The sequence below is a fragment of the Brevibacillus ginsengisoli genome (genome assembly GCF_050113715.1).
GTDB lineage: Bacteria > Bacillota > Bacilli > Brevibacillales > Brevibacillaceae > Brevibacillus_H > Brevibacillus_H ginsengisoli.
The window spans coordinates 22,425-44,496 of the sequence record NZ_JBNJQR010000007.1 but is presented as its reverse complement, the minus strand read 5'-3'; the positions used below and the strand labels follow the sequence as shown (position 1 = coordinate 44,496).

Genomic DNA, 22,072 nt, shown 5'->3' with positions numbered 1-22,072 from the left:
AAATGAGTAATCGAGATGTTGTAATTGTAAGCGCTGTCCGTACGGCAATTGGAAACTTTATGGGTTCGTTAAGCAATATTCCTGCGCCTGAATTGGGTGCAATCGTGATAAAAGAGTCACTCAATCGCGCAGGTATCGCTCCTGAACAAGTGGATGAAGTGATTATGGGAACCATTCTTCAAGCAGGTGTCGGACAAGGCCCAGCTCGACAAGCCGCAATAAAAGCAGGGATTCCAGAGGAGATTCCAGCTCTGACTATCAATAAACTTTGCGGTTCTGGAATGAAAGCGGTTCATTTGGCTGCGCAGGCAATCATGCTTGGCGATGCGGATGTGGTTGTAGCAGGCGGAATGGAAAACATGAGTATTGCACCGTATGTCATGCCAAAAGCGCGTACCGGCTACCGCATGGGTGACCAAACTGTGATGGATAGCATGGTCTATGACGCTCTAACCTGTGCATTCAACGGGTACCACATGGGAATTACAGCGGAAAACATTGCGGAACGCTATGGGATTACACGAGAAGAGCAAGATGAGTTCTCCGCGTGGAGTCAAAACAAGGCGGAGCAAGCCATCCAGTCAGATAGATTTACCGATGAGATTGTCCCTGTGCCGATTCCGCAACGTAAGGGTGATCCGATTCTCTTCAACAAGGATGAATTTCCGCGTGCGGGAGTTACTAGAGATCAATTGGCTAAATTGAAACCTGCATTTAAAAAAGAAGGAACGGTTACTGCGGGTAACGCATCTGGTATCAACGACGGTGCAGCAGCACTTGTACTCATGAGTAGAGAACGCGCAGAAGCGATGAACATTAAACCATTGGCAACTCTGCGCGCGATGGCTTCAGCCGGTGTAGATCCTAAGGTAATGGGACTCGGTCCAATACCAGCAACGCAAAAAGCTCTCCAAAAAGCAGGTCTCACCATCAACGATATCGACTTGGTGGAAGCGAACGAGGCATTTGCTGCTCAAGCATTGGCGGTTGGACGCGAACTGGGCATACCGAATGAAAAACTGAATGTGAATGGCGGAGCAGTAGCACTCGGTCACCCTGTTGGTGCAAGCGGTGCGCGAATCTTAGTAACCCTGCTGCATGAAATGAAACGTCGTGAAAATAAAGTAGGTTTGGCGACACTCTGTATCGGCGGAGGTATGGGAATCTCCACAATCGTCGAAATGTAGCAAGAAGTCCTGCTGATGAGATGATTCAGTAAACGGGGCGCGTAAGGTGAAAAATAGAGTTGAGCGCCCCCTTCCATTCACTTCATCTCAAGATACTAGAGTTAGTTTGGAGGGAATACACGATATGGTTAATTCAATCTCGCGTTTTTTTACAGCTATGATCCAGAAATATTTGCCTGATCCATTCGTTTTTGCCATGCTTTTAACGATCCTCGTTTTTGTTCTGGGCTTCACTGTTACTCCTCATTCGATTACGGACATGGTCAACATGTGGGGAGACGGTTTTTGGAATCTGTTGGCGTTCTCTATGCAGATGGCCTTGGTCGTTGTCACCGGGCACGCTTTGGCCAGTTCTCCTTTGCTGCGCCGCGGTATGGGAAAGATGGCATCCATCGCCAAAACTCCGGCTCAAGGTGTCATGCTTGTAACATTTGCAGCAGCAGTTGCCAGTATGCTGAACTGGGGATTTGGTCTGATTGTTGGGGCATTGTTCGCGCGCGAAGTTGCCCGTCGAGTTCCCAAATCTGATTATCGATTGTTAATCGCCAGTGCGTACATCGGGTTTCTAACCTGGCACGGTGGTTTGTCCGCGTCAATTCCGCTTGTTGCAGCGACCAAAGGAAATCCGATGGAAGCTACTATTGGACTTATTCCGATTTCAGATACGTTGCTTACGCCATACAACATTTTTATTGAACTCGCTTTAATCTTAACGCTTCCGTTCCTAACCAAAATGATGATTCGCAAAGACGAGGAAGTTGTCTCGGTTGATCCAGCATTGTTGGCTGAAGAACCATCTACCGCACGCGAATTGCCGAAGAACGCAACATGGGCTGAACGCATGGAAGAAAGTCGGATTTTGGCTTATATTATTGGTGGTATCGGTATCGTCTATCTCGTCATGTACTTTGCGAAAAAAGGTTTTGACATTAACATTAACACTGTAAACTTGATCTTCTTCACATTGGGACTTATCTTGCACGGTACACCGATGTCTTATATGAGAGCAATCGTGAATGCAGCTCGTGGAACTGCAGGGATTATCGCGCAATTCCCGTTTTACGCAGGTATTCAATTGATGATGGAGCATTCAGGATTAGGTGGAATTATTACAAACTGGTTCATCGAAGTCTCCAACAAAGATACCTTCCCGATTCTTACCTTCTTCAGCTCTGGTGTCATTAACTTTGCGGTACCTTCTGGTGGTGGACACTGGGTTGTCCAAGGACCGTTCGTTATGCCAGCTGCTCAGCAATTAGGTGCTGACCTTGGTAAATCGGCAATGGCGATTGCTTATGGGGAAGCATGGATGAACATGGCTCAACCATTCTGGGCACTGCCAGCCTTGGCTATCGCAGGATTAGGTGTTCGTGACATCATGGGCTTCTGTGTTACGGCGCTCTTATGGTCAGGATTGATTTTCATTGGAGGGTTGTATTTCTTCTAAACGAGCACAGCCTCTATAACGTATAAGTATCAGTCGCAAGGAGCTACCTCTGATTGTTTCAGGATGAGGTGCTCCTTTTTTACTATACCGAAATCTCTATCGGTGATAAGAGGGAAAAAGGAACTAGGTCTTTTTGATTGAAATCAATGGAAAGCTAATTTATAGTTAAGCTATCTGGTGTCTTTTATAAGCTTGTTTGCTGTGTTGGTATTTGTTAATAAATGTAATTTTGACAAGACATTTTTGGGGTTGATGAAATGTTCATAAACCAGTCTCTTCACAAAAAAATACGTTTTCCTTTATATAATACAGACGGAATCACTTCGTTTACCATAAATCGGGAAGCACAATTGACGCGTTGGAGCTCGTGTTTGCCTGAATTACTGGGTACGGATGAAATAAAAGAATGGACGATCTTTCAAATCGTGGCGGATTCCAACCATCTTGAACTGAATGATGTCCTTGAGAACGCCTGGCTAGGGAACAGGACGATAATCCAGGTGGAACTTGTTGATCAGTCTGCTAATAAGAGAGCCATTTCCAGTAACGTTGCATTGGCTGTTGTGCCCATGTTTACTTACGGTGATGTCAGCGAAATCCTGCTGTATGCCAAGCCACTTGAATCGACGGCTGAGACAATTTATAACGATGAGGGAATTAATCGCCTGATCGCGGAGAATACGCACGATCTGATTGCCCTCGTCGATCTGAATGGATGGATTCGCTTTGCTTCCCCTTCACACTTCAAAATTCTTGGCTACTTACCAGAAAAATATCAAGGGACCTCATGTTATCAGTACATACACCCAGATGACCATCATAGGCTTCGAGGAGTTAAATCAGAGCTGATGCAACAGAAACATTCAGCAAAAACTGATTTTCGCATTCTCCACAGTGACGGCCACTGGAAGGAAATTGAGAGTCTAATTTTTCCTGTTTTCCTCTCCGAAGAGGGAGTAGAGTGCCTGCTTATCGTCGCCCAGGAGATTACAGAACGCAAGCTTGATCAACAGAAAATTCAGTACCTTGCCTACAATGATCCCCTTACTGAACTTCCCAATCGATTGGCGTTTCGCGAGCGTTTGGAGGAAATAATCACAGACGGAAGAACACAAGAGATTGCTGTGCTATTTCTGGATATCGATCGATTCAAAATTGTCAATGACGCGTTGGGCCATCCGAAGGGTGAATATCTATTACGCGATGTTGGCAAAAGAATCACCACACAGCTTAGAAGACAAGATATGTTGGCTAAAATCTCCGGCGATGAATTTACGATCATTCTCACAGACACTTCCCAAGAGCAGGCGTCAGGTATGGCTGAGAGGATTTTACGCCAGTTTCATGAACCGTTCTTTGTGGAGGGGCATGAGTTCTTTATTACAGCCACCATTGGAATTAGTATGTACCCAAATGATGGACAAACCGTCGACCAAATTGAGCGTAACTCCAATACAGCAATGGTTCATGCCAAGCTGAACGGAGGCAATCAATTCCAATGCTATCTTCCTTCAATGAACAGGCGCTCGGTAGAAAGGCTGATGATGGAGAACAGCATTCGTCGTGCGTTGGACAAAGAAGAGTTTGACGTTTACTATCAGCCGCAAGTTGATCTCTCCACCGGGCGTATTATGGGCTTGGAGGCGCTGATTCGCTGGAAGCATCCGGAGAAAGGGATGATTTCACCCGCCACATTCATTCCACTAGCAGAAGAGACAGGTCTGATTCTGAGAATAGGAGAATGGGTGCTGCGAAAGGCGTGCTCTCAAATCAAAGCTTGGCACGAGGCAGGTTTCCCGCGTGTCCCAGTTTCCGTTAATCTTTCGCCCCGTCAGTTTGTCAAAATGGATTTGGCTGATTCTATCAAAAACATCCTAAAGGAAACGGGACTGGAACCAGAGTGGCTTGAGCTGGAAATCACGGAGAGTGTGCTCATGCAGAACTCGGACGCCAACATTGCGGTGTTACGCGATTTACGAGATTTCGGGATTCGGATATCAATTGATGATTTTGGCACGGGCTACTCTTCGCTTGGCTACCTCAAGCGATTCCCGATCGATTGCCTCAAGATCGATCAGTCATTCATTCGCGACATGACAAAAAGCCGGGAAGACGCTGCCATCGCAACGGCTATTATTACACTGGCGCACAACCTCAATTTGAGAGTGATAGCAGAGGGGATTGAGACGGAAGAGCAGGCTGTTTTTCTACGCTCCCAACGCTGCAATGCGATGCAAGGCTATCTGTTTTCGCCTCCGATACCAGCCCATCAATGTGTCGCTTTGCTTGAACAAGAGAAGATCAATTACTCGATTCTAAGAGAATAGGTACATAAGCGTAGTTGCCCAAACGAACAAAAAGACAAGTCTCCGTATTGCGACTTGTCTTTTTGTTCGTTATCGGAAAGCTTAATCGTTTTACAGTAGCAAAGTGATTAAGCTTTCCTTCCATTCGCGTAAGCCCACTCAAGAAAAGACTTCGTCCGCTTGCAGTCTCCTTGGAAGTGACGCCTAGCGACGTTTCAGCCCCCCGGTGAGAGGGGGAGGAAAGGAGAAAGGGAAAAGAGTCGCCACCCAACCCCTTTAGGGGCGCGAAGCGTTTGGCGACTCCCTTTCGGATTGAGAGAGCGGACTTCTCTCCTTCATTGCGAACTTCCACAGAGCGTAAAGGGACGAAGTCTTTTCTTTCATCAGGATTTTTATCTTCCTGTATAGGAGGGCTGGGTTTTTTCCAAAAATGATTTGGTTCCTTCTCTGAAGTCCTCTGTGGACGCTATCAGACCAAAGTAATCTGCCCCAAGAAGCGCGGACTCTTCCAAGGTTAGATTGCTCCCCCGATGAATTGCCTCCCAAGTTAATTTTACTGCGATAGGAGACTGAGACAGAATTTCTTGGATCAGAGCTTCTGCTTCTGCCAGTAACTGATCAGGCTCAACAACCCGATTAACCAGTCCGATTGTGTAAGCTTCGTCTGCGCTTATCGTGTTTCCGGTGAGCAAGAGTTCAGCGGCGCGTCCCTTTCCTATAAGTCTGGGAAGTCTCGTAGTTCCGCCAAAACCGGCAACAGCCCCAATCCGGACTTCAGGATGTCCTAATCTAGCATGATTGGCACACACACGGAGCGCACAGGATTCAGCTATTTCAAGTCCGCCTCCTAGTGCGAAGCCGTTGATCGCGGCAACAACCACTTTTCCTAATGACTCGATTTTATTTGTAACCGTAACAGCCAGCTGAGCTAAATCCCGTACTTCGAGAGGAGTGGCTGTATGGAGAAACTGAATGTCCGCACCTGCAGAAAATGCTTTTTCCCCGGCACCGGTGATGATCACTGCCTTTACACTTGAATCAGTTTTCACTTTGTCCAAGATGGAAGAAAGTTGTTCAAGTACATCTCGGTTTAATGCATTAAGTGCATCTGGCCTGTTTAGGGTAATTCTCGCAATACCATTTTCCACCGTACAGAGAACGACATCTTTTGTTAACATGTGAGTCCCTCCAATAGTTAAGTGAACTGACTGAACGCTCAGTCATATAAATTCTAAATTCAATGTATCCCAATATATGTAAAAAATCAACAAGAAAAAACATACCAAAAAATGGTTTCCCTAATCTTTAAGTTTCCTGTGAGTAATCAAAATGGCAAATCTAATTGAAAATGTAACAGAAATATGAACAATCTTCATTTTGTGCGTACAATCACATGTGACAAATGTCTCTTGGCTTATGATCTCCTTAGTTAAGAAAAACAACGAATGAGTTCTTAGGAGGAGATTTTAATGTTCTGTTACCAATGTGAACAAACACCTACAGGCGGCTGCACCGTTTTGGGCGTATGCGGAAAAAACGAAGAGCTTGCCAGCATTCAAGATACAATCATTTTTGCTTTGAAAGGAATCGCGGCTTATGCGACACATGCTCGCGAACTTGGCTATATTGATCCTGAGGTAGACGGAATTACCCAAGAGGCTCTTTACTTTACGTTGACCAACGTGAACTTCAATCTGGAAGAGCATTTGGCAATGGCGATGAAAGTTGGGAAAGCGGCAATCAAGGTAATGGAACTCTTAGATAAGGCTCACACGGATCGTTTCGGTATTCCACAACCGATTACCATCTCTCAAAACAAAATCGAAGGCAAATGCATCGTGGTAACCGGTCATAACCTGTTCGCTCTGGAAGAATTGCTGAAGCAGACAGAAGGCAAAGGCATCAATATCTATACACACTCCGAGATGCTCCCTGCTCACGGATATCCACAATTGAAAAAATATGCCCATCTGAAAGGCAACATCGGTAAAGCCTGGTTCGACCAACGCCGTTTGTTTGAAGAGTTCCCTGGAGCGATTCTAGCAACTACTAACTGTGTCATGCCGATCAAAGGCTCTTATGCTGACCGTTTCTACTCTTACAAAGTGACTGGCTTGGAGAATGTAACGAAAATCGAGAACGACGATTTCGGTCCACTGATTGAACGTGCACTTGAGCTTCCAGAAGCCAACATTGAATCTGAGCAAACTCTGACCACCGGTTTCCACCATGAAACGGTTCTGGGACTTGCACCAGAAATTATCGCAGCGGTTAAAGCGGGCCAAATCAAGCGCTTCTTCGTCATCGCAGGCTGTGATGCGCCAGGTAAAGGTGGAGAATACTACCGCGAGTTGGCTACTTCCTTGCCGCCAGAAACCGTAATTCTCACAACCTCCTGCGGGAAGTTCCGCTTTAATGACGTTGACTACGGTACAGTGCCAGGAACCGACATCCCACGCTTCATTGACTTGGGACAATGCAACAACTCCGTATCGACGATCAAGATTGCGGCGGCTCTGGCAGCAGCGTTTGAATGCGAAGTAAACGAACTTCCAGTTAGCATCGTGCTTTCCTGGTTCGAACAAAAAGCGGTAGCAATCTTGCTTGGCTTGTTCAGCTTAGGCATTCAAGACGTTCGCATTGGTCCTAAACTTCCTGAGTTCATCCAACCAGGCGTACTCACTGTGCTGCAAGATTTGTTCAAAATCAAGCTGATTGGGAATGCGCAAGAAGACATGAACGAAATGTTGGGTACAGTTTCTAACTAAATCAAACTCCAATAATCAAATGTAAAACAATAAAGGTTTAACAATAGCGAAAAAAGCCGATATTTCCTGCCCAAGGGATATCGGCTTCTTGCTTATGAATATTTATCTTTGAACGAGCTGTCCTACCGTTTTCATTCCTCATTTAACATGCTCCTGATAAACCGTTCGCAAATTTCGCTTGTACCCGTCCACTCCTGCCCAGGCAGCATAAGGTTGTGGAGTAGGAGTTTCCAGAATTTCATCAAGCGTTTTTCCCTCATTCATCTGTGTATCAACGTCTCGTTTTACATACTCGATGTAGTGAAGGATTACATCCAGCTGTTCTCGAGACGCAAGCTTTCCATGACCCGGGATGACTGTATGAAAATCTAAAGTTTTGAGTTCTTGTAGATTTCGATTAAACGCTTCAGAGTCATAAATAGGCGCATGATGATTCTCAAAAATAAGATCACCAGCAAAAAGAATTTTTTCTTGAGGTAAAAGCATCACGGCGTCACTGACCGTATGCCCACCGCCAAAGCAATACAACTCTACGGAGAGGGAACTGCCGTGAATCGTCATATGTTTTTCAAACGTTAGAGTTGGCCAAAAGATTTGGAGCTCATCCAATGAAAAATAGACTTGCTCAATATCACCGTATTGCTTTTGTAAACTGAATCGAGCTACGTCGTTTTCCTCATCCTGAATTCTTGACTTCAAGTTGTCGAGATAGTCTTCCATCGACTTCTTTTCGTCTTCAAGATTAGAGATGATGTTTTTCTCAGCGTGCCAAATGCGAGTAAGCTCCGTTGAGATAATCGTTGCTTCGGGGAACACTTGGTTACCAAATGTGTGATCACCATGATAATGACTATTTACCACATATTTGACCTGTTTTCCCGTTAACTCTTCCGCCATCACACGAAGCGATCGAGCTGCTTGCGGAGTCGTAAATGTATCAAAAACAAGCAGTCCTTCTCCTACATCCACAAAACCCGCATTACCCATCGCACCTTTTCCCGGCTTCGCAATGGCTGCATAGACGGCATTCGATACTTCTTCTAATGTAAAATAGGGGGTCTCGATCACTTGCTTTTGACGCATTTGAACCTCCAGTAATAGGATGATGATTGGAATTTAATGTTGTGTGGATAATGATATCAGAATTTTCCTTTAATTCCCAATGACTTTTCTTCTATTCAAGCTGTTCGAGACGGGTCAAAGGATGGAGCAGTAGGTTTTCTAATTTTTTTAACGACTTTTCACTTTTCCAAGACATACGAGATGCGTTACAGTATAATCAGTACATATAATAAATACAAATGTCCGTGTGGAGTGGATAGGAGGCAATAAAACGTGAAGGTTTGCAAATTTGGCGGTACATCAATGGCTTCAGCAGCACAGTTTCAAAAAGTATATGACATTATATCGGATGATCCAGATCGGCGCATCGTTGTCGTTTCGGCACCTGGCAAGCGAGATAAGGACGATAGTAAAGTAACAGACCTGTTAATCTCTTGTGCGAATAAAATTTTAGCCGATGAAGAGGCAGAGCGCGAATTACAATTAATTGTAAACCGCTATCAGGAAATTGCAGACGAATTGGCGTTGCCGACAGAAATCATGGAGCGAATTACTCTCGACTTGCAGGAATTAGCGGGAATGGAACGTTCCAACCCGGCTGCTTTTATGGATGCGATGAAAGCCGCTGGCGAAGATAATTCGGCGAAGCTCTTGGCTGCCTTTTTTACCGCCAAAGGCTTGAAGGCCTCTTACGTGAATCCAAAAGAGGCAGGGCTTCTGGTAAGTGACGAATACGGCAATGCTCAAGTGTTGAATGAATCGTACGAGAAGCTGGCGGAGTTGAAGAACCGTCAAGAGGTCGTGGTGTTTCCAGGATTTTTTGGCTACTCGCCTGGTGGGGCGTTGGTTACGTTCTCCCGTGGCGGTTCCGACATTACAGGCTCCATTCTGGCAGCAGCGGTGAAGGCAGAACTATACGAGAACTTCACGGATGTGGATTCGGTTTACGTGGTGAATCCGTCCCTTATTGCAAATCCCCGCAAAATCAATGAGATCACCTACCGGGAGATGCGTGAGTTATCTTATGCGGGCTTTAGCGTATTTCATGAGGAGGCGCTTCTGCCAGCTTTTCGCGCGGGGATTCCAGTATGTATCAAGAACACCAACAACCCAAGCGCTCCGGGTACGATGATTGTTTCGGAGCGTCACCCAGCGAATAATCCGATCGCCGGAATCGCCAGTGACAGTGGTTTCTGCAGTATCTATGTCAGCAAATATTTAATGAACAGAGAGATTGGCTTTGGTCGGCGCCTGTTGCAAATTTTCGAGGACGAAGGGTTGTCCTATGAGCATACACCGTCTGGGATCGATAACATCTCGGTGATTTTGCATGAGAACCAACTCGACAAGGCAAAAGAAACTCGTGTCCTGGGGCGCATTAAAGATGAGTTGCAGGTGGATGATGTATCGATTCAGCATGATTTGGCGCTGGTGATGATCGTGGGCGAAGGAATGAGACGCTCTATCGGGGTATCTTCACGTGCGACGACAGCCCTGGCCCAATCTGACGTCAATCTGGAGATGATTAACCAAGGATCATCTGAGGTTAGCATGATGTTTGGCGTCAAGTCTGAGGATGCGGGTCGTGCCGTGAAGGCGTTGTATCACGAGTTTTTTCTGATTTAGATGGAAATTTACTGAGTTCATGCCATAAACTGCCTGGGAGCAATTGCTTCTGGGCTTTTTTGTTGGCATAATCTATTTATTCTTGAAATAGGAGAGGGAAAATGAACAATACGGCCACCCATATTCAAACCAAGCTGACAGAGTACATGCAGGGACTTGACCAACGAGGGTACTTTCATGGAGCGGTTCTCGTTGCTGCAGAAGGAGAAGCGTTGATCTGTAAAGGATTTGGTCTCGCCAATCACTCCCACCTGATTCCCAATACCTCGACAACCAAATTCCGAATCGGCTCGCTTACCAAAGGCTTTACCGCAGCGGCCATCATGCAGTTGGAAGAACGAGGATTGTTGCGGGTAGAGGACTTCATAGGCGTTTATTTGCCAGATTATCCGCATGGCAATCAAATCACGATTCATCACCTGCTGACACATACGTCTGGCATTCCCAACTATGCGGCAACACTGGATTTTTGGGAAACGAGCATGCGCCTGAAGCATACGCTGGCACAAGCCATCGATTTATTTCGAGACAAGCCGCTTGATTTTCAACCAGGGGAGAGCTGGAGCTACAGCAACTCGGGATATTTGCTGCTTACGGCTATCATTGAAAAGGTGTCAGGTTTAGCTTACGCTGATTACCTTCGTCAGAACATTCTGCTACCTCTTGGAATGAACGATTCGGGCTGTGATGACGGACGCCCGATTCTGCGCAATGCGGCCTCGGGCTATTCAGTCTGGGAGTCCTACATTCATCCGGAGTTTGAGGATTTGGCGTTGGCTCTTGGCGCATACGGCCTGTATTCCACAGTAGAGGATTTGTACCGCTGGGATCAAGCGCTGTATACGGATCAGCTGCTTACACAAGCTTCACGCGAGAAGATGTTCACCGCTTATATGCCCATTTATGGAGGATATGGCTGGCATATCTCACAGCCCGAAATTGGCGGAAACAAGCGGGCCCGCATCAGTCATTTAGGGGATGTAAGCGGATTTCATAACCATATCGCTCGATTCGTCGAGGATCAGGTAACGGTTATCGTACTAAGCAACGTAGGGCTTACCCCAGTGGAGCAGATTAGCATGGACTTGGCAAAAATCGCTTTAGGAGAATCGGTTGAACCACTAAAAGTGGCCACAGTTGTGCCGTTGACTACTGAGCAAATGGCTAGCTTGGCAGGGAACTATCTGGAAGCAGTTCAGGGGGGAAGTCAAGAGAACGCCCAAGAAGCGGCCAAGGATCAAGTGAAAGCAATCCTCAGCGTGGAAGCAGACGGCAAGCTCTACCTCGCCTCAGCCAAACGATACGGCGCATGGTACAAGTATCCAGTCATCCCTGTGAAAAAAGAGGGAGAGTCTCTTGTGCTGACCACCGAAGTAGTAGATGAAGTACTAGAGTTCCGATTGGATGAGCATAACCAGCCCAAGGAGCTAATCTATCGGGATTTGTATCGGGAAGAGAACGTATTGAAGCGTAAGTGACGGTCTTTTAGAATGACATAACAAAAACTCTTGGCGAAGTGCTAAGAGTTTTGTTGTCTTCGAGTATTTACTCTCTGATTTGTTTACCAAAGATGACGTGCCAATGTAAATGCTTGGAGTCTTGATACTCCCCAAGATTGGTCATAATTCTACTCGCTCCGTACTCCATTACAACCTGAGAGGCAACCTTTTTGACAACTTCAATTAACTCGATGAGCAAGTCTGTATCACTTTCCTCTAACGTTAAAAGAGATAAAACATGTCTTTTAGGGATGACAACGATATGGACTTCATAATAGGGGCGGGTATGATAATAGGCGAGAACATGATCCGTCTCCCAAACTTTTTGAATTGGGGTTTTTCCACTTAGAACTTCCTCGCAATAAAAATCTTCTGTCATATGTAATCTTCCTTCGCTCTTCTTATTGGTATTGATGACTCAGAAATTTCATTTGATGGAAGGTTAATTTAGGAATGTATTGCAAGTTGCTCATTGTAATAAGTCTTAAGATTCTGGTAATTTATCCAAAACAACGATAATGAGTGTGGCGATTGGCCCGAGAAATATGGAAAGAATGAACCAATTAAGACCACTACGGTTCTTACCTTGTGCTAATCCGGCATTGATAAGAGCAAGGGTTCCCCATCCAACTGCGAATTGATTTTGCATGTATAAACACACCTTTACAAATAATTACCAAATACGTTACCGCTAATAAGGCAATTGGTCAATTATTTTTGACACGATAGTCTGGTGAAAAGAACAGTCAAAAGGAACCAAATAAACGAATAAGCGATTTTATAACCCAAATAATCAAAACGATTGAAATATACTCAAATACCATGTTTCTCCACGGCAATTTCACATTTGAGAAAGCGTATTTGAAAAACATGAAGACCAAAATCGCGGATGCAATCTCCATTAATTCAGTCATCTAACTACCTCCAAAATCCCTTCCTAAACAATAACATAAATTAAGAATAAGTGGTATTTAATGGTAATTATGATAACTATGATAATTATGATAATTATGATAATTATGATAATGATTTTATACAATAGTAATTGTGATCAGAAATTAAGCAATAATCCAATTAACATGATGAAAAACAACACGGAGGAAACTATTCGAATCATATCGATGCGAAACTCTGAAGGCTCACAATCTCGACTATACCAAAAAGCGAGAGGCTTCAGCGCAATGAATCCTGTTAGAAACAACATGAGTATATAAAAAATAATATCAATCAAAATAAACCCCTCCATTTATCTGTATTTTACGGCTTAATTCAGGGAGGGCTTCACAGACTAGGGTTATCTGCTCAGCTTTGTTTTAGCTAAGTAAATAAAATAGTCGATGATTAGTCCGATGAAGAGGAATGTACTTAGGTGTATGAGGTAGGCAGGGAATTGAAGGCGGATTACAATACTATTTTCAATCAATTTTGTGCCCTCAACATCTACCATCCAGTTTTTGAATGGTTCCTTAAAAATCATGAATTCTACAACGGGATTAAGTCGTACAAGGATAATGTTTGCTAGGCTGCTTCCTAAATTATCAGCCAGACAAATTAAAATGCTAACAATTCCCAGGCAAAAAGTGAACGATTTCAATTTAAAAATTGGTGTCACCCCTGACATGATCTAGCTTAAAGCGATTATAACAAATGAAGGATTATTCTGGAAAAATTCACGCCGAATTTTTCATTTTCCCACCAGAACGTTGTATAATGATAGTTACAAAGGAGCTGATCAAGATGGCAAGTAAAGCGAAGCGATTCCGCGAAAAGCTGGTACGAGAAGGGAAAATGGATCCTAGTTTGAAGCGAGGATCATGGAATGGAATCAACCCGGTGGAGCGAAAACCTGAACGACCGGAGATAGAAATGCGAAGAAAAGAAGCGAAACACCGTGGACGTCTGATTCGTGGAAGCGAATTAGACGTCCCTTTTTATGCTGTAAACTAAAGAGCTTACTTGATTCCAGCCACTTGCCGTCCTGTGAAAATTCGAATGTAGACTGAACGCGGATACCTTGTTGAATGTCCGTACGATATTCATTATAATTAGTTCTAAAATGAACTATTCAGAAATGAACGATATCGATAAAGGAGTACTCCAAAAATGAATTATAAAGATGAAAAAGTGAAAAAAGCGATGGAGTTATTGCAATCATTTTGGGCGATAAACAAGACCACAACAAAATTCACACAGCAGAATGCAGAGAGCTTAGGCATCACTTTACAACAATTATCGATTATTAATACTTTGTATTCGTTTCCCGGATTAACGCTTAAAAACATCACGGAAAGGCTTATGTCCTCTAAAAGTACCGTCAGTGTAAGCGTAGACGGATTAGTTAAACAGGGCTTAGTAGAACGTACAATTTCCAAGGAAGACAGAAGAGAAATCCATCTTAAGTTAACGTCAAAAGGAGAAGAATTATCAAGAAAATCAAGTGAGAAGGCCTTTTCTTATAAAGCGATGGTCTTAGCATTGGAGAAGTTGGATGAGAATGATGTGGAATCCTTACTCCGGCTGCATAAGGAATTGTTAGCTTGCCTGCAAGAAATTCAACTTTAAGAATGGGGGGATTTGGGTTTCTTGAGGAGGGTTACTGATATAATGATAGGTAGCAAATATAATGGGAGGGTATTGTATGCATTACATACATGTACTGGACATTGAATTTGAGTATAGCGGACAAAGGCAAGTCATTCATCCTGTTATTCTTCAAAGTGAGCAAGATACCATTCTGATTGACTGTGGTTATCCAAATTTTGAAGCCTATCTTGAGGAAGCCGCCAAACGGAATAATGTCGATCTTGCCTCGTTAACCAAAGTGATCGTGACTCATCACGATTTGGATCATATGGGCTCGCTTGCCGCTTTAAAGCGATTGTACCCGCAAGTGGAGATTATTGCATATGACTTTGAAAAACCATATATCGATGGGACAAAAAAGTCTTTACGGCTTGAACAAGCGGAATCGAGCTTTGATGCGTTGCCGGAAGAAGCAAAGCCTTTTGCGGAACAATTTATGTCCTTCGTGAAATCCATTGAACCGGCATCGGTTGATCGCACGGTCTCTGCCGGTGAACGACTTCCTTGGTGCGGTGGCATTGAGATTGTCCACACTCCCGGTCATATGCCTGGCCATATCTCATTGTACCTTCCAGCAAGTAAAACATTGATCGCTGGGGACGCTGTTGTCGTGCAGCAAGGAGCTCTGAATATCGCAAATCCTCAATATACAATGGATATGGAAGAGGCTGTACGCTCCGTTCGACGAATGCTTGACTACGACATTGATCAGTTGATTTGCTATCATGGAGGGGTTTTTCAGGGCGATGTGAAGGCGGCTTTGAAAAAGATCATACAAGACTATTCCGAGTAGAAAAAGATCGACAAGCCAAGATGGTTCCTGAAAGTTTAAAAAACGACCAGCCGTGTGATGGCTGGTCGTTGCTTTTTCATTTGATTATTTCTGCAAATGATATGGCACGGTTGCTACGGTTACGTTTTTACGAGTGAACAGGTAGGCGCGAATCAGCCAACTGGTCTGATTGTGCAGGAAGTTGTGCCACCACTTCTTCGTGATAAACTGCGGCATTAAGATGGTAATATGGCCATTCTTCGCTGTTTTCCATTCAACCGTATCGATAAACTTGATTAACGGTTTCAGGATGCTTCGATAGCGGGAGCGAAGGACGATCAGACGAATGCCGGGATTCCATTCCGCCCATTTGCTCTCCATTTTGTCGACGGACTCATCATCAAAGCCTACATAAACGGCCACCACATTATCCGTCATCGACTTGGCGTAGCCGATCGTTTCCATGACCACACGGGTTACCCCGGCAACCGGAATGACAACCACATTGTCTTTGCTTATCGGCTTGTCCCGAGAAATGTCAATTCGCAGCTCTTCGGCAATATCGTCATAATGCTGATGAATGTTGCGGAAAACGAGAATAACCACTGGCAAAAACACAAAGATGATCCACACCTGCGAAAACTTCGTAATGGTAAAAATAAGGGCAATCGATAGCGTAGTGAGCATCCCAATCGTGTTAATGCTAAATGGAAGCGCCCAGCCTCGAGGTTTGCGCGTGAACCATCTTTTCATCATCCCAGCCTGTGACAGCGTGAACGGAATAAATACGCCCAGTGCGTACAGTGGGATCAGGTTCTCCGTATCTCCTTTGAAAATCACGATGAGCAGAGCAGAGAACACACCTAGCACAATAATCCCGTTGGAGAAGCCGAGCCGATCTCCTCGTACCATGAACATGTGCGGCATAAATTTATCCTTCGCCAGCATAAAAGCAAGTAAAGGAAAAGCGGAGTATGCCGTATTGGCGGCTAGGAACAGAATCAAAGCGGTGATCGTCTGAATGCCATAATAAATCCCGCCGCGTCCAAACGTAGCCGCTGCAATTTGAGAGACAACCGTTTCTTTCGGGTTAGGAGAGATTCCATACCAGTAGGCCAAAAAGCTGATGCCAATAAACATACAGCCCAGGATTGCCCCCATCATTGCAAGGGTAATGGCCGCATTTTTTTCAGAAGGTGCCTTGAAGTTGGGAATGGCGTTGGATACTGCTTCCACCCCTGTTAGCGCCGAACAGCCTGAGCTAAAGGCTTTTAACAGAATAAATAGGCTGATACCCGAAATCGAGACACCATAGGTAGGTTGGTGAGCAGGAATCGTTCCTGTCATCAGTTGATAGAATCCACTTATGATTAATACGAAAATAGCAAAAACAAACAGATAAACTGGATAAGCAAGAATGGTGGCTGATTCGGAGATCCCGCGCAAATTCAGAATGGTAAGAATAAGAATCATGCCAACTGCAATCAGAACACGGTCCTCGTGTAAAAACGGAAAAGCTGAGGTAATGGCATCGGTGCCGGCAGAAGCGCTAACAGCAACCGTCAGGATATAATCCACCAAAAGCGAACCACCCGCCACTAATCCAAAAGGCAAACCCAAATTTTCCTTTGCGACGATGTACGCTCCGCCTCCAGAGGGGTACGTAAAGATCGTCTGGCGATACGACAGGATGAGAACAGTTAACAATCCGAGTACGGCAATCGAAATCGGAATGGAATACCAGAGGGCGGTAAAGCCTCCCACCATCAAAACGAGCAAGATTTGCTCTGTTCCGTAGGCGACCGATGATAAAGCGTCAGATGAGAGGACCGCTAACGCTTTCAGCTTGCTCAGTTTTTCATCAGCCAGTGCGGTTGATTTCATTGGGCGGCCAATGAGAAAACGTTTTAACTTCGATACCATGATGTGTAATCCCCGCTTTGTGTAAGATAGTTCAATCGCTCATTTACAACACAAAAAACACAAGGAGGATTAAGTACGGTCTTGTGTCAACAGTATTCACCCCGATCCACGCTTACGAGGTTAGCTGACGGATTCGGACAGATTCGAGTTGCCCTACTCATCGCTTCAGATGAGATTCACCCCAGAAGATTGGTTCCCCCGTTCATTCGATTAAGCGTTCACCTATTCAATTTAAGATAATTACATACGAAATCCTACACTCCCGAAATTCAAACAGCAAGTGTCTAAAATCGCTGAGTAAGCGTTTACAATGGACAAAATTACACGTTAGCTTCTTACTGCTATCTGAATCATGTTCTGCTATATTTGTGGATGAGCTGTTTTTCGTCTGGAAATGGGACGTTCGTACTATATTTTTCCGGAAGAATGAATGGCTATCAAAAGACTATGATGGTTAAAGGATTGCATATGGAATGAACAAAAAAACGATTGGAATTTGGGGCATTCGCCTGATCATTTTTGCCGCGTTTGTGTACCTGTGCCTGGGGTGGTTTGATCTCAAGCTAGTCGCGAATCAATTGCTGCGTCTGCTTGCTCAGCCGATAGCTCTACTTTTGATGACGGTCTTGTATGGTATGGCTTTTGTTCTGCGGGCCGTTGCCTGGCGACGATACTTGCATGATCATGTATCCTTCAAGGTTTGTCTGCATGCATTATTTTATAGTTTATTCATCAATCACATTCTTCCGTTTAAAGTGGGAGAAGTTGTGCGAGCAGGTTATCTGGTCCAAGGCAAGCATGCCAGTTGGGACGAAGCGGCTCATTCCGTGATTGTACTTCGCAGTCTGGATGTCCTTACGCTGGGGCTATTCTCCGGGATCGGGGTCTTGGTCATCGGGCTTCGTGTTTCGTGGTTCGCGATGATTGGATTTGTGCTGGGAATCATGCTTGTCATCGGCCTTGTCTATTTTTTATCCAAACAGAAGTTGTCTGGCTTCCTGCACAAGCATGTCCGTCTAATGAAGCAAGCGATGAGTGGAACAAGCGGCGTCATGATCGTGAGCTTGACCGCAATTAGCTGGTTACTGGAAGCGTTTGTGGTGATTGGTGTTGCTCACGCTTTAAAGATCAAGCTGTCTTTTCTTCAGGGGGTCTGGGTGACCAGCATGACGATTGCGGGACAGACGTTTAATTTTACTCCTGGCGGGATTGGAACGTACGAGAGTGTGATGAGCTTTTCGCTGGCGGCAGTGGGGATGTCGCTTTCGAACGCATACGCGGTTGCTTTGCTTAGTCACGGATTCAAATTCATCTTTTCATTCGCGGCAGGCGCCTATGTACTCATCACCTCGCCTGTATCGCTGCGGGATGTACGAAAATGGACGGCAAAGAAAAAGCTAGAAGAACAGAAATGAGGCAACTACATGACAAAAATATCCATTATGGGAACAGGGTACGTAGGGTTGACGATGGGAGTCGGCCTCGCCTTTTTTGGCTGGGACGTCCTATGCCTGGATATAGATAAACAGAAAATTGAATGCCTGCAACAAGGCAAACTTCCTCTCTATGAACCAAGGATGAAAGAAGTATTGCTCGAGCAAATCAAGGCTGACAGAATTCGCTTCTCCAACGACTTGGAGGAGGGGATCAAATGGGCAGACGTCATTTTTCTGGCGGTTGGAACACCAATTGATTATCGGGGAGATGTGGATAGAAGCGCGCTTTTCTCTGCGGTGAGAACGATAGGTGAGAATTTGGTCGGATACAAGCTCATCGTGACCAAAAGCACGGTACCAGTGGGGACCAATCAGGAAATCAAAGAACTGCTTCATGCATGCGGGAACGATTACGATGCGTACGATGTCGTCTCGAATCCGGAGTTTTTCCGTGAGGGACACGCGTTGGATGATTTTTACCAGCCATCCCGTATCATCTTGGGTACAGACAACGAGCGTTCACTTGAGATCATGTATGCGTTGTATCGCCCGTTCGAGCAACAAGGAGTTCCGTTTGTGGTTACGGATTTTCAAACGGCGGAATTGGTGAAGTATGCGTCGAACAGCTTTCTGGCAATGAAAGTGGCTTTTATTAATGAAATGGCCCGACTCTGTGATGGTTTGGCGGCAGATGTGGGGACACTGGCCTACGCGATGGGGTTGGACGATCGAATTGGGGGCAAGCATTTGCAACCAGGCCCCGGCTTCGGAGGTTCTTGTCTGCCGAAAGACACTACGGCACTAAGCAGCATGGCTGGTGACAAAAGCATCTCGCTGCCATTAGTGGAGGCTACACTTTACAGTAACAATTTGCAGAAAGAATATCTGGTGAACAGGATCGGAGAGTCTTATCCAAGTCTGGAGAATGTGGAGCTGGCTGTACTCGGTGTAGCTTTTAAGGCAGGAACAGACGACGTGCGGGACTCGACAGCGATGGACGTCATCAATATGCTCCTGGAAGTGGGAGTCCGCGTTCGGATTTATGATCCGCAAGCGATGGAGCATGCCCGCAAGCTTTGGCAGGATCGGGTTGCCTATGGGAACAATCTTGAGGACACAATCCAGCATGCTGATGGAGTCGTGATTCTAACAGACTGGAATGAGTTTAGAGAGATGGATTTGGCAAGTGTGAGAGGTCGGATGAAGGCGCCTTATCTGTTTGATTTTCGTAATCTTTTCGAACGCAAGACGGCAGAAAGTGAAGGTTTTGTGTACATTGGATTAGGAAAATAAAGAAGAGGACAGCGATAACGAAAAAACCAATTGACAATGGTTCTCACTCTCAAATAGAATACAAAGTGTGATTGATAACGATTATCATTATTACATTGTTGTATAGAGCGGAGAGGGGAATTCATTTCATGAAGGCATTTAACTTATTAGCAACAGCTTCATTAGTCGGTCTGCTGGTTACAGGCTGCGGGGGCAATCAAGCGGCTCCAGCTAGCACCAATGCTGCCCAAACACAGCCAGCATCCACTGAGCAGGTGAAGCCAGAAGAGAAAAAAGAATTGACTCCTGCTGAGTATACCCAAGCAGCTAAAGATCTGATTGCAGAATTGGAAAAAGGAAAAGCTGGCGGCAAAGTAGATTGGGATAAGGCCCAAAAAATCTACGGAGATAACCTGAAAGCTTTGGTTCAATCCCGCGATGAAGAGAACAGTGACCAAACCAATGATCATTTGGAAACTGCGATGAATGCTGGAAAAGATGGTTCACTCTCCGCTTTGACGGTTGCTGAATTGCACGAGAAACTCTTGTATAAAGTTTTCTTCCAATCCATGCGTCACGATTTCAAGGAAGCGAACGACAAGTTTAAAGATAAAGATAAAGCAACAGCTGAAATTACTGAAGCAAAAGGCTTCTATGACGGCTTAATGAAAGACATGGTTGGCAAGCGTGATACCAAGTACGGTACCCAACTGGTAAGCACTATTGATGCTGGTTTTGGTGAGATGGACAGTGCGCTTGAAAAAGGAGATAACCTTGCGTTCAACCTTGGCAAGCAAGTCGTTGATAAAACGATCATGAAAGCCTTCTACCTCGCTTCCGGAGCGGAAAAAGGGTACGGCTATAAGCTTGAAGGTCTCGTGAAAGAAGGCAGCAAAGACGATCTGAAAGCCGAGCAAGCGGAAGGCTGGGCGTTCTTCCAGTCGCTGAAAGGCTACTTGAGTGAAAATGACAAAGCGGACGTTGATTATATTAACCAGCAGTTTGATCTTTCCAATGACGTGAAGAACATCAAAGGAGATCTGATTAACAAGGCGTATGTTCGCGCTTTTGCCAATACAGCGAAGGGTGAATACAAAGAGACCTTCGAGAACTGGGGCAAAGACAAGGCGGCCATCACTGCGATGGAAGGCGCATTGTTCATTGATGTCGTGAAGAATGATCTGCCAAAAGCGCTTGGCAGCGAAGCCAAAGCCAAAGCGTTAATTGATAACGCACAAAAATTAATCAACGAAGTGAAGGCTGGCAACAAAGATGGAGCAACGGCAGTATTTAAACTAGTCGAAGCAGATTTGGATAAACTAACAAAATACGGGAAGTAACCTAAGCTGGGTCATGCACACGAATGCGGTGTGCATGATTTGTGCTATCTTCCTATTTACTGACGTGATGGCAAAGGAGAATTCTTCATGGGTATAAGAAAAGTGATCTTATCTTTATTGCTGCTAGTACTGGTTGTGACAGTGCAGCCGCATCTGGCATCTGCCTATTCGTATGGCAATCCCAACGAGGAAGCGGTAGCGGAGGTTTACAAGAAAGTGGTTGCGGCTTTAAACCAGACGCCGCCTGATTTTGCCGGTGCCAAGACATCGTTTCTAACGGTAAAAGAAGAATTGGATATGCACATGGGGACGAAGCCGGGTGAAGCGATTGCCCAATCATTGGATCAACAGAACAAAGCAGCTGCCATAGACGCTTTTCAAAAAACATTGGTGCTCAATGTCGCTCGCAGACTCGATGGCGTTGATAAGGATTTTACGGATTATAAGCAAGGGAAACTGCTTCTTGCCAAGGGATTGGCTACATATGATGCCCTCTCTCCTGTCGTGAAAGCAAAAGACCCTGCTTTGGATCAAAAGATTCGTCAAGATTTTGAACAGGAATTGCAGTCACTGGGGAACCCCGGATTATTTGGGGTCGGCGTAAAAGCGCCAGATCAAGCATTGTTCAAGACGAAAAAAGACGAGATTCTCAAAACCCTTCAAGAACAATTCCAGCTAAAAAGCTTGGAAGTGGGACACTTTAGCGTGGGTGCAGATGTTGGAAATCAGAAGGAGCAAGGAAGCGCGGCAAGCAGTATGGGTGGCCTAAAAAATTGGCTTCCCATCATCGTTATTCTGCTCGTGCTGGCTCTCATCATCATAAGAACACTTCGCAAGCGTCGGGCGTAGAC

Annotated in this window: 18 protein-coding genes and 1 riboswitch; of the genes, 13 read left to right on the top strand and 5 right to left on the bottom strand. The window is 45.1% G+C overall.

From position 1 onward, the window contains the following. Positions 1-2 precede the first annotated feature (2 nt). The 3 genes from ACQCN2_RS14985 to ACQCN2_RS14975 all read left to right on the top strand — a co-directional run bounded on the left by ACQCN2_RS14985 (position 3) and on the right by ACQCN2_RS14975 (position 4,961). Entirely contained in the window at positions 3-1,187 is a 1,185-nt protein-coding gene (locus ACQCN2_RS14985; protein ID WP_426929745.1) for an acetyl-CoA C-acetyltransferase, read from the top strand. 124 nt (positions 1,188-1,311) lie between these two features. Further along, positions 1,312-2,634 (top strand): TIGR00366 family protein, encoded by a 1,323-nt coding sequence (locus ACQCN2_RS14980; protein ID WP_426929744.1) that lies wholly within the window; start codon positions 1,312-1,314, stop codon positions 2,632-2,634. A 371-nt stretch (positions 2,635-3,005) separates the two neighbouring features. Then, on the top strand, positions 3,006-4,961 hold the full coding sequence (locus ACQCN2_RS14975; protein WP_426929743.1) for a sensor domain-containing protein: 1,956 nt from the start codon (positions 3,006-3,008) through the stop codon (positions 4,959-4,961). Between the two features lie 371 nt (positions 4,962-5,332). Here ACQCN2_RS14975 and ACQCN2_RS14970 read toward each other — a convergent pair whose 3' ends face one another. Continuing rightward, positions 5,333-6,118 carry an enoyl-CoA hydratase/isomerase family protein gene (locus tag ACQCN2_RS14970; protein ID WP_426929742.1) on the bottom strand — a complete coding sequence of 262 codons (786 nt, stop codon included), beginning with the start codon at positions 6,116-6,118 and terminating at the stop codon, positions 5,333-5,335. 291 nt (positions 6,119-6,409) lie between these two features. Between ACQCN2_RS14970 and hcp the strand changes: the two genes are divergently transcribed. Continuing rightward, a complete protein-coding gene (gene hcp / locus ACQCN2_RS14965) occupies positions 6,410-7,708 on the top strand; it encodes a hydroxylamine reductase (protein WP_426929741.1) in 1,299 nt (432 codons plus the stop codon). Positions 7,709-7,846: 138 nt separating this feature from the next. Here hcp and ACQCN2_RS14960 read toward each other — a convergent pair whose 3' ends face one another. Next, positions 7,847-8,791, bottom strand: a complete 945-nt coding sequence (locus ACQCN2_RS14960; RefSeq protein ID WP_426929740.1) for an MBL fold metallo-hydrolase — start codon at positions 8,789-8,791, stop codon at positions 7,847-7,849. 252 nt (positions 8,792-9,043) lie between these two features. Here ACQCN2_RS14960 and ACQCN2_RS14955 point away from each other — a divergent pair, with 252 nt between their 5' ends. Continuing rightward, positions 9,044-10,396: an aspartate kinase gene (locus ACQCN2_RS14955; RefSeq protein WP_426929739.1), complete on the top strand. Its 1,353-nt coding sequence runs from the start codon at positions 9,044-9,046 to the stop codon at positions 10,394-10,396. 101 nt (positions 10,397-10,497) lie between these two features. Beyond that, a complete protein-coding gene (locus ACQCN2_RS14950; protein WP_426929738.1) occupies positions 10,498-11,874 on the top strand; it encodes a serine hydrolase domain-containing protein in 1,377 nt (458 codons plus the stop codon). 67 nt (positions 11,875-11,941) lie between these two features. Here ACQCN2_RS14950 and ACQCN2_RS14945 read toward each other — a convergent pair whose 3' ends face one another. Together ACQCN2_RS14945 and ACQCN2_RS14940 are read right to left on the bottom strand one after the other, a co-directional pair. Next, complete coding sequence (locus ACQCN2_RS14945) at positions 11,942-12,274, bottom strand: HIT family protein (RefSeq protein ID WP_426929737.1); 333 nt, start codon at positions 12,272-12,274, stop codon at positions 11,942-11,944. Positions 12,275-12,379: 105 nt separating this feature from the next. Beyond that, positions 12,380-12,544, bottom strand: coding sequence for a hypothetical protein (locus ACQCN2_RS14940; protein ID WP_426929736.1), 165 nt, complete (start codon positions 12,542-12,544; stop codon positions 12,380-12,382). A gap of 1,088 nt (positions 12,545-13,632) precedes the next feature. Between ACQCN2_RS14940 and ACQCN2_RS14935 the strand changes: the two genes are divergently transcribed. From ACQCN2_RS14935 to ACQCN2_RS14925, 3 genes are all read left to right on the top strand, one after another. Then, positions 13,633-13,842, top strand: a complete 210-nt coding sequence (locus ACQCN2_RS14935) for a hypothetical protein (protein ID WP_426929735.1) — start codon at positions 13,633-13,635, stop codon at positions 13,840-13,842. A 156-nt stretch (positions 13,843-13,998) separates the two neighbouring features. After that, positions 13,999-14,457, top strand: a complete 459-nt coding sequence (locus tag ACQCN2_RS14930; RefSeq protein WP_426929734.1) for a MarR family winged helix-turn-helix transcriptional regulator — start codon at positions 13,999-14,001, stop codon at positions 14,455-14,457. 76 nt (positions 14,458-14,533) lie between these two features. Beyond that, a complete protein-coding gene (locus ACQCN2_RS14925; protein ID WP_426929733.1) occupies positions 14,534-15,271 on the top strand; it encodes an MBL fold metallo-hydrolase in 738 nt (245 codons plus the stop codon). Between the two features lie 84 nt (positions 15,272-15,355). Here the strand turns inward: ACQCN2_RS14925 and ACQCN2_RS14920 are convergent, their stop codons facing one another. Then, positions 15,356-17,173, bottom strand: a complete 1,818-nt coding sequence (locus tag ACQCN2_RS14920; protein ID WP_426929732.1) for an APC family permease — start codon at positions 17,171-17,173, stop codon at positions 15,356-15,358. Positions 17,174-17,267: 94 nt separating this feature from the next. Beyond that, a riboswitch (cyclic di-AMP (ydaO/yuaA leader) is annotated at positions 17,268-17,400 on the bottom strand. Between the two features lie 246 nt (positions 17,401-17,646). Here ACQCN2_RS14920 and ACQCN2_RS14915 point away from each other — a divergent pair. The 4 genes from ACQCN2_RS14915 (at position 17,647) to ACQCN2_RS14900 (ending at position 22,070) form a co-directional block, all read left to right on the top strand. Further along, positions 17,647-18,588: a lysylphosphatidylglycerol synthase transmembrane domain-containing protein gene (locus ACQCN2_RS14915; protein WP_426929731.1), complete on the top strand. Its 942-nt coding sequence runs from the start codon at positions 17,647-17,649 to the stop codon at positions 18,586-18,588. Positions 18,589-18,597: 9 nt separating this feature from the next. After that, the gene (locus ACQCN2_RS14910; protein ID WP_426929730.1) at positions 18,598-19,902 is read left to right on the top strand and encodes a UDP-glucose dehydrogenase family protein; all 1,305 of its coding nucleotides are present in this window, start codon (positions 18,598-18,600) and stop codon (positions 19,900-19,902) included. Positions 19,903-20,030: 128 nt separating this feature from the next. After that, a complete protein-coding gene (locus tag ACQCN2_RS14905; RefSeq protein ID WP_426929729.1) occupies positions 20,031-21,221 on the top strand; it encodes a hypothetical protein in 1,191 nt (396 codons plus the stop codon). An 87-nt stretch (positions 21,222-21,308) separates the two neighbouring features. Continuing rightward, positions 21,309-22,070: a hypothetical protein gene (locus ACQCN2_RS14900; RefSeq protein WP_426929728.1), complete on the top strand. Its 762-nt coding sequence runs from the start codon at positions 21,309-21,311 to the stop codon at positions 22,068-22,070. The last annotated feature ends 2 nt before the right edge of the window (positions 22,071-22,072 follow it).

Coding starts and splice junctions, on each gene's coding strand:
- ACQCN2_RS14930 (WP_426929734.1), top strand. CDS start 13,999: ATGAATTATAAAGATGAAAAAGTGAAAAAAGCGATGGAGTTATTGCAA.
- ACQCN2_RS14925 (WP_426929733.1), top strand. CDS start 14,534: ATGCATTACATACATGTACTGGACATTGAATTTGAGTATAGCGGACAA.
- ACQCN2_RS14935 (WP_426929735.1), top strand. CDS start 13,633: ATGGCAAGTAAAGCGAAGCGATTCCGCGAAAAGCTGGTACGAGAAGGG.
- ACQCN2_RS14970 (WP_426929742.1), bottom strand. CDS start 6,118: ATGTTAACAAAAGATGTCGTTCTCTGTACGGTGGAAAATGGTATTGCG.
- ACQCN2_RS14940 (WP_426929736.1), bottom strand. CDS start 12,544: ATGCAAAATCAATTCGCAGTTGGATGGGGAACCCTTGCTCTTATCAAT.
- ACQCN2_RS14900 (WP_426929728.1), top strand. CDS start 21,309: ATGGGTATAAGAAAAGTGATCTTATCTTTATTGCTGCTAGTACTGGTT.
- ACQCN2_RS14910 (WP_426929730.1), top strand. CDS start 18,598: ATGACAAAAATATCCATTATGGGAACAGGGTACGTAGGGTTGACGATG.
- ACQCN2_RS14960 (WP_426929740.1), bottom strand. CDS start 8,791: ATGCGTCAAAAGCAAGTGATCGAGACCCCCTATTTTACATTAGAAGAA.
- ACQCN2_RS14915 (WP_426929731.1), top strand. CDS start 17,647: ATGAACAAAAAAACGATTGGAATTTGGGGCATTCGCCTGATCATTTTT.
- ACQCN2_RS14920 (WP_426929732.1), bottom strand. CDS start 17,173: ATGGTATCGAAGTTAAAACGTTTTCTCATTGGCCGCCCAATGAAATCA.
- ACQCN2_RS14980 (WP_426929744.1), top strand. CDS start 1,312: ATGGTTAATTCAATCTCGCGTTTTTTTACAGCTATGATCCAGAAATAT.
- ACQCN2_RS14945 (WP_426929737.1), bottom strand. CDS start 12,274: ATGACAGAAGATTTTTATTGCGAGGAAGTTCTAAGTGGAAAAACCCCA.
- ACQCN2_RS14905 (WP_426929729.1), top strand. CDS start 20,031: ATGAAGGCATTTAACTTATTAGCAACAGCTTCATTAGTCGGTCTGCTG.
- ACQCN2_RS14950 (WP_426929738.1), top strand. CDS start 10,498: ATGAACAATACGGCCACCCATATTCAAACCAAGCTGACAGAGTACATG.
- ACQCN2_RS14985 (WP_426929745.1), top strand. CDS start 3: ATGAGTAATCGAGATGTTGTAATTGTAAGCGCTGTCCGTACGGCAATT.
- hcp (WP_426929741.1), top strand. CDS start 6,410: ATGTTCTGTTACCAATGTGAACAAACACCTACAGGCGGCTGCACCGTT.